8 protein-coding genes are annotated in these 10,685 nt (G+C 74.2%); 7 read left to right on the top strand and 1 reads right to left on the bottom strand.

The window, feature by feature from the left end; translation table 11 throughout:
- The first annotated feature begins 33 nt into the window (after positions 1-33).
- From AB0E77_RS17225 to AB0E77_RS17195, 7 genes are read left to right on the top strand one after another with little or no spacing between them, the layout of a single operon-like run.
- Positions 34-1,635 (top strand): nitroreductase family protein, encoded by a 1,602-nt coding sequence (locus AB0E77_RS17225; protein ID WP_361570957.1) that lies wholly within the window; start codon positions 34-36, stop codon positions 1,633-1,635.
- Between the two features lie 12 nt (positions 1,636-1,647).
- Positions 1,648-4,356, top strand: coding sequence for a lantibiotic dehydratase (locus tag AB0E77_RS17220; protein WP_361570954.1), 2,709 nt, complete (start codon positions 1,648-1,650; stop codon positions 4,354-4,356).
- Positions 4,357-4,382: 26 nt separating this feature from the next.
- Positions 4,383-5,399, top strand: a complete 1,017-nt coding sequence (locus tag AB0E77_RS17215; protein WP_361571340.1) for a lantibiotic dehydratase C-terminal domain-containing protein — start codon at positions 4,383-4,385, stop codon at positions 5,397-5,399.
- Positions 5,400-5,416: 17 nt separating this feature from the next.
- Complete coding sequence (locus AB0E77_RS17210; RefSeq protein WP_361571337.1) at positions 5,417-6,508, top strand: M50 family metallopeptidase; 1,092 nt, start codon at positions 5,417-5,419, stop codon at positions 6,506-6,508.
- 25 nt (positions 6,509-6,533) lie between these two features.
- Entirely contained in the window at positions 6,534-7,520 is a 987-nt protein-coding gene (locus AB0E77_RS17205; protein ID WP_361570951.1) for an ABC transporter ATP-binding protein, read from the top strand.
- Positions 7,517-8,272 carry an ABC transporter permease gene (locus AB0E77_RS17200; protein ID WP_361570948.1) on the top strand — a complete coding sequence of 252 codons (756 nt, stop codon included), beginning with the start codon at positions 7,517-7,519 and terminating at the stop codon, positions 8,270-8,272. The genes AB0E77_RS17205 and AB0E77_RS17200 overlap by 4 nt, the downstream gene beginning before the upstream one ends.
- The gene (locus tag AB0E77_RS17195) at positions 8,269-10,200 is read left to right on the top strand and encodes a TOMM precursor leader peptide-binding protein (RefSeq protein ID WP_361570945.1); all 1,932 of its coding nucleotides are present in this window, start codon (positions 8,269-8,271) and stop codon (positions 10,198-10,200) included. The genes AB0E77_RS17200 and AB0E77_RS17195 overlap by 4 nt, the downstream gene beginning before the upstream one ends.
- A 129-nt stretch (positions 10,201-10,329) precedes the next feature.
- Here the strand turns inward: AB0E77_RS17195 and AB0E77_RS17190 are convergent, their stop codons facing one another.
- Entirely contained in the window at positions 10,330-10,506 is a 177-nt protein-coding gene (locus tag AB0E77_RS17190) for a thiazolylpeptide-type bacteriocin (protein WP_053760578.1), read from the bottom strand.
- Positions 10,507-10,685 lie beyond the last annotated feature (179 nt).

Genomic DNA, 10,685 nt, shown 5'->3' with positions numbered 1-10,685 from the left:
AGCCCGCCCCACGTCACAGCAGAGGAGACCTCCATGGGCCACGCCCATGACTACGCGACGGCCATCATGCACCGGGGCCGCGTTCCGATGGAGCCGGCCGACTTCGTGCCCGACTGGGCGGACCGGCCGCGCAAGGCGAAGTACTACCCGGGTGCCCCGTCGTTCCCGCTGCCCGGCACGTCCTACCCCGCGGGCGCCACGGTCGCGGCCGGCTGCCTGCCCGGCGGCGGCCCGTCCGGCCCGGCGCTGCCCTTCTCGCTGCCCCTGCTGTCGGGCATGCTGCTGGACTCCTACGGGCTGGTCGGCAGACGCCTGGGCGTCCAGGCCAACACCGATCTCGGGGCCCTGCCGCACTACCCCCAGGCCAACTGGTCGCGGGGCACCGCCTCCGGCGGGGGTCTGTATCCCGTGAGCGTGTACTGGGTCTCGGGCCCGTCCGGGCCGCCTGCACCCGGGGTGCACTACTACTCGCCGCCGCACCACAGCATGCAGCGGCTGCTCGCGGGCGACGTGAGCGGCGAGGTGCGCGCGGCCCTAGGGGGGTACGGAGAGGAGACGGACCAGTATCTGGTGCTGGGCGTCAAGTACTGGCAGAACTCCTTCAAGTACAACAGCTTCTCCTTCCACGCGGTCAGCATGGACGTCGGCACCGTGCTGCAGTCCTGGCAGATCTGGGCGCGGGCCCGGGGGCTGCGGCTCGCGCCCGCCCTGTGGTTCGACGAGGCGCGGCTGACCCGGCTGCTGGGCCTGGACGGGGACGAGGAGGGGCTGTTCGCCGTCGTGCCGCTGCTGTGGGAGCCGTCGTCCCGGCCGGCCGAAGCGCCACCCCGGCAGGACGGCGCGGAGCGCCCGGCCGTGCGGCTGCGGGACCGGGAGCGGTCCCGGACGGTGCTCGGCTTCGACGCGCTGCGGCGCATCCACCGCGCGACGGCCGAGCACGCCGCCGCCCGCCCCGCCCCGGACGCCCTCGACGGCTGCGCGCCCGCGCCGCTCACCGGGAGCGCGGAGCCCCTCGCGCTGCCGCCCGCCGCGTTCCCCGACGTCGACGTACGGACCGCCGTGCGGGCGCGCCGCAGCAGCTTCGGGCGGTTCGACGCGACGGTCCCGGTGACGGCGGCCCAGCTCGCCACGACGCTCGCCGCCTGTGCCGCCGCGCGGCCCTGCGCGGGTGCCGAGCCCGAGGGCACGCCGGGGCTGGCGCGGCTGTACGCCTTCGTCAACCACGTCGAGGGCATCGAGCCGGGCGCGTACGCCTACGAGCCAAAGTCGCACACCCTGCGGCTGGTGACGCCGGGGGCGCCGGGCTCGTTCCTGCAGCGGAACTACTTCCTGTCCAACTACAACCTCGAGCAGGCCGGTGCCGTCGTCGTCCCCACCGTGCGCACGACGGCGGTGCTCGACGCCGTCGGCGACCGGGGCTATGTGCTGGTCAACGCCATCGTCGGGGCGATCGCGCAGACCTTCTACACCGCCGCCGCGGCGTTCGGGCTGGGCGCCGGGGTCGCCCTCGGCTTCGACAACATCTCCTACGTCGAGGAGCTCGGGCTGGAGGACTCCGGGGAGGCACCCCTGCTGATCATGCTGCTCGGCAACGAGCGTCCGGAGCCCGCCGACTTCCGTTCCGACATCGCCTGACAGGGGGCAGCCATGACCCGAAGGACCCTCTGGCAGCCCGGCCGGCGCTTCCTGCTGCGCGTGGCGGGCCTGCCCGTCGAGACCGTGCGCGGCCTGCGCTGTCCGGACACCGCCCGCTGGGCCGACGACGTCCTGCACGCCGAGCGGGAGCTGTGCGGGCGCGGCGGTGAGCTGAGCGACGCGCTGCACGCGCTGGTGCCGGCCGCCGACCGGGCCTTTCCCGGCGACGGGCGCCGCCGTGACCTCCTCTCGCTCCGCCGCGACCTGTTCAACAACCGTCTCCCCAAGGCGGCCGCGCCCGCGCTCGGCCTGATCGACGCGCTGGACCCGGCCCTCGGCGAGGCGACCGGACAGTGGCTGGCCGCGCGGCACGCGCTCGACGTGCTGCGGCTGCGGGGAGCGGAGCTGCTCGACGGTGAACTCGCCGCGAGCCGGGCCGCGTTGCGCACGCTGCTGGACGAGGAGCGGCTGCGGCACGGGCTGTTGCTCGCCTCGCCTACGCTGGAGGGCCGGCTCGGACCGTATGTGCGGCTCGGCGCGGACGAGCGACCGGACAAGAGGCTGCGGAAGGTCGAGCGCTCCGTCCTGTCGTACCTGTACCGGACGGCCTGCAAGACCAGCCCCTTCAGCACCTTCACCGGCGTCGCCCTCGGCAGCTTCACCGACGGCGACGACCCGTCCGTGCGGATCCGCGGCACCTGGCGGGGCCGGGTGCGGCTGAACGTCGTGGTGCTGGCCCGGTTCGCGGAGCAGATCCTCGCCGCACCCGAGCTCCGCGCCGACCTGCCGGTGCGGCTCGCCTCCGGCTGGGCCGGCGACGAGCAGCGGGTGCGGTACGTGCGGCGCTGGGTCACCACCGGCGACGACGACGCGGCGGTGACCTTCGACGCGGTCAAGGACCGGCTTTTCTTCCTGCGCCGCAGCGGCACCCTGGACCGGCTGATCACGCTGCTCGGCGAGCGGGAGCCGCGCTACCGGGAGCTCGTCGACTGGCTGTGCGCCGAGTACGACGCGGACGCCGGGCTCGGCGAGTCGTACGTGTCGGCGCTGCTCCAGCTCGGCATGATCCGCGTGCCGTGCCTGGACACCGACGTGCACGCCGCGGACCCGCTGCGCTCCTTCCAGCGGGCCCTGCGGGACCTGGAGCGTCCGTGGGCGGACGGACTCGCCGGGGCGCTCGACACGGCGGTGGCACTGCTCGACGCGTTCCCGGACGCGGACACGGAAGGGCGGGCGCAGTCGCTGCGCCGGCTGCGCGCCTGTCTGGGCGACGCGCAACGCCTGCTCGGCGCGCAGGAGGCCGCGCTGCCGCAGACGCTGCTGTACGAGGACGCCGACGCGGGCGACGACGTGACGTGCGGGCTGGGTGCCTGGACCGGCGCCGACGGCGGGGCGCTGCGGTCGGTGGAGCGGGTCCTGCCCGCGTTCGACCTCACGCTGCCGCAGCGGCTGACGTTCAAGGGGTTCTTCCTGGCCCGCCACGGCCGGGGCGGGCGGTGCGACGACCTGCTCGGGCTCGTGCACGACTTCCACGAGGACTTCTTCGACCAGTACCTCTCCTTCACCGCCAAGCGCGTCCCCTTCGACGAGCGGGGCGAGTACGTCCCGGAGGAGAACTGGCTGGGCCTGGAGGGGATCAGGGCGCTGGACCGGGGGCGGCGGGCGTTCGTCGGCCGGATGCGCGCCCTGTGGGCGGAGCACTCCGGCGCCGGCGACATCGTCCTGGAGGACGGGCACCTCGCCGAGGTCGCGGCCGAACTGGACGGCGCGAGCCTGCCGTTCACCCCGCAGAGCCACCATCTCCAGGTGGCCTCCGAGGACGGTGAACCGCTGCTGGTGCTCAACCGCTCCTACGGCGGGCTGTCGTTCCCGTTCAGCCGTTTCACGCACGTCTGGGACGACGGGCCCGGCATCAGCGCGGAGTTGCGGGAGCAGGCCGTGCGGCTCACCCCGCCGGGCGCGGTCCTCGCCGAGCTGACCGGCGGCCCCGTCACCAGCAACCTGAACCTGCACGGGCGCCTCACCGACCACCAGATCGTGTGTCCCGGCGAGTCGAGCAGCGTGCCCGAGGACCGCCGCATCCACCTGGCGGACCTGCGGCTGGAGCACGACGAGTCCGAGGACCGGCTGGTGCTGCGGTCCGCGCGCCTGGGCTGTGAGGTGATCCCCGTCTACCTGGGCTATCTGGTGCCGCTCGCGCTGCCGGAGATTCCGCGGACGCTGCTGCTGCTGTCGCCGACGTCCATGGCGCCGCTGGACGTGTGGGCCGGGGTGCCGCACGGCCCGGCGCACCGGGGCGTCACCCGCAGGCCCCGCGTCCGGCACGGCAGCCTCGTGCTCGCGCGGCGCAGTTGGGCGACGACCGCCGCCTCGCTCCCGCTGGCTCCGCCCGGCACCGGGGAGGCGGAGGCGTTCCTGGCCTGGCGGCGGTGGCGACGCGAACACGGCCTGCCGGCCCGGGTCTTCGCCACCGTCTCCAGCGGTCCGAGGGGCGGCGCGGGCGCCAAGCCGCAGTACGTCGACTTCGACAGCCCCCTGTCGCTGACCGCCTTAGAAGCGCTGGTCAAGTCCCCCGACGACCGGGTCGAGCTGCGGGAGATGCTGCCCGCGGAGGACGGTCTGCACGTCGTGTCCGAGCGCGGCAGCCATGTCGCCGAGCTGTCCGTGGAGACCTTCACCACCTCCCACCGCACCGAGGAGAACACCCCGTGTCCGAGCTGACCCCCTCCCCCGGCGCGTGGCAGGCGATGCACGTCTTCTACGCCGCCAACCCGCAGCCGCTGCTGGTCAACTGTGTCGGCCCGCTGATCGCGGGGCTGAAGGAGGACGGGCTGCTCGCCGGTCACTTCTTCATCAACTACTGGCTGGAGGGCCCTCACGTGCGGCTGCGGCTGCGGCCCTCCTCCGAGGAGGCGACGGCCGAGGTGCGCCGCCGCGCCGAGGAGGCCGTCGACGCCTTCCTGCGTGCCCGGCCCGCCCTGTACGAGGTCGACTCCGGATTCCTCAACGAGTTCTACAACGCGCTGTTCGAGATCGAGTTCCCGGAGGGCGACCGCGGGGACTTCATGGGCGCGGACGGCCGGATGCGACTGCGGCCCAACAACTCCCGCTCCTACGAGCCGTACGAGCCCGAGTACGGCAAGTACGGCGGCCCGGCGGGCGTCGCCCTGGCCGAGTGGCACTTCGCGCACTCCAGCGATCTCGTGATCGACGCGCTGGGCCGCATGAACCTGCACCTGCGGACCGTGCTCCTGGGGACGTCGGCGCAGCTGATGATGGTGATGGCGGCCTGCTTCCTGCCCGACGACGAAGAACTCGCCGCCTATCTCGAGCGGTACTACGAGTTCTGGCACCGGGCGTTCCCCGGCACCGGCTTCATCGGCTCGACGGAGTACGACCGCAACTACGCGGAGATGGCGCCGCGGCTCGGCCGCCGCTTCCACGAGATCCGCGAGGCCCTCGCCACAGACCGGCCGGAGCGGCTGCCGGCGCTGCTGCGCGGCTGGGCGGCGCACTGCCGGGAGCTGCGGAGCCGGGCCGTCGCCCTCGCCGAGGCGGGCGAGCTGGTCTTCCGGTCCTGGGACGGAACCCGCGACGAGCGGGTCACCGACCCGGCCGTGGCACTCCCCCTGCTCCTCTCCCCGTACATGCACATGACCAACAACCGGCTGCATGTGACGATCCGCGACGAGGCGTATCTGTCGCACATCCTGGGCCGGGTGCTGCGCTCGGGCACCGGAGCCGCGGCGGAGGCCGTCTCGTGAGCGCCGAACACGCCGGGATGCTCGCCCACCGTCCCCGGCTGCGGCCCGGCGTCGTCTTCGGCGGCCCGCTGCTGCGCGGCCCGGCCACGGTGCACCTGATCAGGGACCCGGTGGACGGTTCCGTCTTCGAGGTCGGCGCGAAGGAGTACTTCCTCATCTCCCGGCTGGACGGACGGCGGAGCCTGGAGGAGATCGGCGGGGAGTACGCGGCGGCGTTCGGGCGGAGGCTGGGCGAGGGCAACTGGCGGCAGTTGCTGGGGCTGCTCGGCACCCGGCGGCTGCTGGCCGGCGCCCCCGCCCGCGAACCGGCCCCCGCGGCTCCCGCCCCGCCCCGCAGCGGCGGCCTGTACCAGGGCACCCTGCGCCTGGTCGCCGACGCCGACGCCACGACCGGGCGGCTGCACCGGGCGCTGCGGCCGTTGCTGCGCCGGGCCGTGCTCCTCCCCCTGCTCGGGCTGTGCCTGGCGATGGAGGCCGTCCTCGCCGCCGGGGCCGGCACGGTCCTGCGGGACACCTGGTGGCTGTTCCACCAGCCGGTGGCGCTGCTCGCCGTGTGCACGCTGCTGTGGCTGAGCACCGCCGGCCACGAGCTGGCGCACGGCATCGCGGCCCGGCACGTCGGCGGCACGGTCAGCGAGATCGGCCTGCGCTGGCGGCTGCCGATGGTGATCATGTACTGCCGGGTCGGCAACTACCGCTTTCTCGGGCGCCGTCGGCACCAGCTGACGGTCGCCGTCGCGGGAGCCCTGGCGAACCTGCTGTTCCTGCTGCCGTTCGCGGTGTGGTGGGCCCTGCTGGAGACCGGTGACCCCACCCGCCGGGTGCTGTCGGGGCTGCTGGTGCTGGGCAGTGCCCAGGCGCTCGTCAACCTGGTGCCCCTGCCCCCGCTGGACGGCTACACCATGCTGTCCCACCTGGTCGGAGCGTCCGACCTCGCGCCGGACAGCGGGCGTTACCTGCGACTGCGGATGCGTGACCGGCAGGCCGCAGCCGTCTACCCGCCCCGTGCGCGGGTGGTGTACCTGGCATACGGGATCGGCTCGTCCGTTCTGGTCTGCCTGATCGCGGCCGCGCTGATCACGGCCGCGGTCGTATCGCTCGCCCTCTGACGGGCCCTGTTCCCAGGAGCTGTTGATGACGGACACGGAAACCATGCCGGCCGACCCCGGCGACCGCGCGGCGCGGGCCGCCGCCATCCAGGCCGGGGAGGTGAGCAAGCGCTACGGGACGCAGCAGGCCCTGGACGGGGTGTCGCTGCGGATCGCGCGGGGCGAGTTCTTCGGACTGCTCGGCCCCAACGGCGCGGGCAAGACGACCCTGGTGGAGATCATGGAGGGGCTGCGGCAGGCCGACTCCGGCACCGTCCGCGTCCTGGGCGAGTCCCCCTGGCCGCGCAATGTCGCGCTGCTGCCGCGGCTCGGTGTGCAGACCCAGTCGTCGGCCTTCTTCGTCCGCCAGACGACGTACGAGCACCTCGCGACGGTCGCCGCCCTGTACCGGGCGGACCGGGCGGCGGTCGAGCGGACGCTCGCGGCGGTGGGGCTGGCCGAGCACCGGGACAAGCGGGTGGAGAGCCTGTCCGGCGGGCAGCGGCAGCGCCTCGCCATCGCCTCCGCGCTGGTCCACGATCCCGAGCTGGTCTTCCTGGACGAGCCGACCGCCGCTCTCGATCCGCAGGCCCGCCGCGACCTGTGGGAGGTCCTGCGCGGCCTGAAGGAGGCGGGCCGCACCATCGTGTACACCACGCACCACCTCGACGAGGCCGAGAACCTCTGCGACCGGGTGGCGATCCTGGTGCAGGGCCGGATCGCCGCGCTGGACTCCCCCCGCGGACTGGTCGAGGCGGCCGGGGCGGCGACCTCGGTGCTGCTGCCGCCGGAGCGGATGACCGTCGAGGAGGCCGGGGCCATCCCTGACGTGGACCGCGCCCTGCTGCGCGGCGGCAGCCTCGTCCTCGAGACCCGGGCGTCCGGGAAGGTGCTGTCCCGGCTGGACGCCCGCGGCGGCCTCGACGGCGTGCAGACCCGCACCGCCACGCTGGAGGACGTCTACCTCCGGCTCACCGCCGACGCCGCACACCCGCCCACCGACACCGCCGACCACACGGAGCAGCAGGCATGAGCGCGTACGGGGCACTGACGGGCGCCGGCTACCGGGCCCAGGTCCGGGACGGGGCCACCCTCTTCTTCACCTTCGCCTTCCCCCTGATCTTCCTGGTGGTGTTCGGGCTGATCTTCAGCGGCCAGGAGGTCGAGGAGACCGGCCGGCCCTACATCGCGTACATCGCGCCCGGTGTGATGTCGTGGGGTGTGGGCAACGCGGCGGTGTTCGGCATCGCGTTCACCCTGATGCAGTGGCGCCGCGACGACCTGCTGCGCCTGATCCGGATGACGCCGACCAGCCTGCCCACCGTCCTGGCCTCCCGCTATGTGCTGGCGCTCGCCGTGGGTGTGGTCCAGGCCGCGGTGTTCGTCGCCGTGGCGCTGCTGCCGGCGTTCGGCCTGGAGCCGGCCTCGCGGTGGCCGCTGGCGCTGCCGGTGCTGCTGCTCGGCATCACCGCGTTCCTGTCCATCGGCGTGATCATCGGCTCGTGCGCGGACACGCCCGAGGCGGTCGCCGCCATCGCGAACTTCCTGATGGTGCCGATGGCGTTCCTGTCGGGCTCGTTCCTGCCGCTGGACATGATGCCGTCCTGGCTCCAGGCCCTGTCCCGGGTGCTGCCGCTGCGCTACTTCAACGACGCGGTCGCCGCGTCCCTGACCGGCACCGGCGGCCTCGGCGACATCGCCGTCGGCTGCGCGGCGCTCGTCGGGTTCACCGTCGTCTTCGCGGCCGTGGGCCTGAAGACCTTCCGCTGGAGCAACCGCACATGACGGCGACCGCGGTGCGCGAGGGCGTACCTCTGGAGGAGGCCCGGCGGCGGCTGCGGTCGGCGCTGGCCGGACGGTGCGCGCCGGGAGCGGCCCCCGAGGTGGTGCCGCTCGGCGCGCGGGACGTGCGCGACGACCCGTACGCGGCGGTGCGGCCCGCCGCCCTGGTGCACCTCACCTCCCGCGAGGTGCTGGTGGGACCGTGGGGCGGCGATGCCGGGGCCCGCGCCTGCGGGACGTGCCTGGCCCTGCGCTGGCAGCGGCTGCGTTCGCGCACCGAGCGGGACGCCCTGGAGACGGGCTCGCCGTGGAGCCCCGCCCCGCAGTGGCCCCCGCAGCCGGCCTTCGTCGTGGACGCGGTGCGCGCGCTGTGCGAGGCGGTCACCGGCCCGCTGCCACCGGTGCCGCCCGGAGCGACCCCCGCCGACCGGGCGCTGTCGCAGGTGACCCGTCTGGACGCGGCGACGCTGGCGGTACGGACGTTCCCGCTGTACGCGGACCCGCTGTGCCCGCACTGCGGCCCCTGCGGCACGGACGGCCGCGAGGCGGCCGAGCTCGCCCCGGTGAGCCGGCCGAAACCGGCCGAGGACGCCTACCGGCTGCGGCCGGCCTCGTCCCACCCGCTGGCCCCGGCGGCACTGGCGAACCCGGTGACCGGGCTGCTGGGCGCCGGGACCTGGCTCGATGTGACCTCGCCGACCACCGCGCCGGTCGCCGGCAGCGTGTTCATGCGCGGCTACGCGGGCCTGACCGACGTGACCTGGAGCGGGCAGGCCAACGGGTTCGCCGCCAGCCGCGACCTGGCCTTCCTGGAGGGCCTGGAGCGGTACGCCGGAACCCACCGGCGGCGCGGCACGCGGCTGTTGACCGCGTCGTACCGGGCGCTCGGCGAGGACGCGCTCGACCCGGCCGACTGCGGCTTCTACGCCCCCGAGACCTACCGGGACGATCCGCTGGTGGCCCCCTTCGACCCCGACCGGCCCATCCCCTGGGTGTGGGGCTACTCGCTGCGCGACCGGCGCCCGCTGCTCGTGCCCGCCCGGCTGGTGCACTACAGCGCGGGTCTGGCGGCGGACAACTTCGTCTTCGAGTGCTCCAACGGCTGTGCGATCGGCAGTTGCCTGGAGGAGGCGGTGCTCGGCGGGGTGCTGGAGCTGATCGAGCGGGACGCGTTCCTGCTCGCCTGGTACGGCGGGACCCCGCTCACCGAGATCGACCTGTCATCGGTCGCCGACCCGACGGTCCGCGCCATGATCGACCGGGCCGCGCTGCAGGGTTACGACGTGCGCGCCTTCGACAACCGCGTCGACCTCGCCGTGCCGGTGGTGACCGGGCTCGCGGTGCGGCGCGACGGCGGGGACGGCCTGTACTCGTTCGGCGCGGGCGCCTCCCTCGACCCGGCGGCGGCACTCGAGGGCGCGCTGTCGGAGGTGCTGACCTACATCCCGCACCTGCCGGGCCAGGTCGGGGAGCGGCGGGCCGAACTGGAGGCGATGGCGGCGGACTTCGCCAAGGTCCTGCACCTGAAGGACCACGCCCAGCTGTACGGCCTGCCGGCCATGGCGCCGTACGCGGCCCCGTACCGCGAGCCGCGGGCCGTCCGTCCGATGGCGGAGGTGTACGCGTCCTGGGAGGCGTCCGGACGGCCGCGCACGGGCGATCTGGCGGACGATGTGGCGCTGTGCCGCGACGAGTTGGCGAAGGCCGGGCTCGATGTGGTCGTCGTGGACCAGACGACGCCGGAACAACTGCGGATGGGGCTGCGGACGGTGTGCGTGCTGGCTCCGGGACTGCTGCCGATCGACTTCGGCTGGTCGCGCCAGCGGGCCCTCGGCATGCCCCGGCTGCGCACCGCGGCCCGCCGTGGCGGCCTGCGCGACACCGACCTCGGGGAGGAGGAGATCCGGCGGGTGCCGCACCCGTTCCCCTGACCGGGCACGGCTGCCCGCGCACGGCGACGGCCGGGCACCGTCCGCCGCTCCCGGAGGGGAGGGCGGTCGGTGCCCGGCCGTTGCGGTGCCGGACGGACCGGACACCGGTGCGTGCAGGGCCCGGGGCGGTCAGGCGCTGCAGGAGGTGGTGCTGGTGGTGGAGGAGCAGGTGGAGGTGGACGAGCAGCTCGTGGAACCGGCGAGCACGACCTCGCTGGCGTCCGAGTAGTCCGAGATCTCGAAGGTCTCCGACTCGAGCTCCAGGATCTCGTCGGCGAGGGCGGCGAGCGTCGACTTGTCAGCCATGGTCACTCCTGAGGTGGGGTACACACCGGGCTGCTCCCGGGGTGAGCGACCTCTTCATTGGACCGGTCCCCACTGACGCATCACGCGCCCGTCCGCTGTCAGGGCACTGGTGCCGCCGTCGCCGACCATGGCGAGGGCGACCACGTCGTCCCCCTTGAGCCGGGCGGCGTGCGCGAGGC

The organism is Streptomyces sp. NPDC032940 (assembly GCF_040636935.1).
GTDB lineage: Bacteria > Actinomycetota > Actinomycetes > Streptomycetales > Streptomycetaceae > Streptomyces.
This window is presented reverse-complemented; position numbering and strand designations above follow the sequence as displayed.

What these genes read in the sequence shown, in the direction of transcription:
- AB0E77_RS17225 (WP_361570957.1), top strand. Translation starts at nt 34, where the DNA reads ATGGGCCACGCCCATGACTACGCGACGGCCATCATGCACCGGGGCCGC.
- AB0E77_RS17220 (WP_361570954.1), top strand. Translation starts at nt 1,648, where the DNA reads ATGACCCGAAGGACCCTCTGGCAGCCCGGCCGGCGCTTCCTGCTGCGC.
- AB0E77_RS17215 (WP_361571340.1), top strand. Translation starts at nt 4,383, where the DNA reads ATGCACGTCTTCTACGCCGCCAACCCGCAGCCGCTGCTGGTCAACTGT.
- AB0E77_RS17210 (WP_361571337.1), top strand. Translation starts at nt 5,417, where the DNA reads ATGCTCGCCCACCGTCCCCGGCTGCGGCCCGGCGTCGTCTTCGGCGGC.
- AB0E77_RS17205 (WP_361570951.1), top strand. Translation starts at nt 6,534, where the DNA reads ATGACGGACACGGAAACCATGCCGGCCGACCCCGGCGACCGCGCGGCG.
- AB0E77_RS17200 (WP_361570948.1), top strand. Translation starts at nt 7,517, where the DNA reads ATGAGCGCGTACGGGGCACTGACGGGCGCCGGCTACCGGGCCCAGGTC.
- AB0E77_RS17195 (WP_361570945.1), top strand. Translation starts at nt 8,269, where the DNA reads ATGACGGCGACCGCGGTGCGCGAGGGCGTACCTCTGGAGGAGGCCCGG.
- AB0E77_RS17190 (WP_053760578.1), bottom strand. Translation starts at nt 10,506, where the DNA reads ATGGCTGACAAGTCGACGCTCGCCGCCCTCGCCGACGAGATCCTGGAG.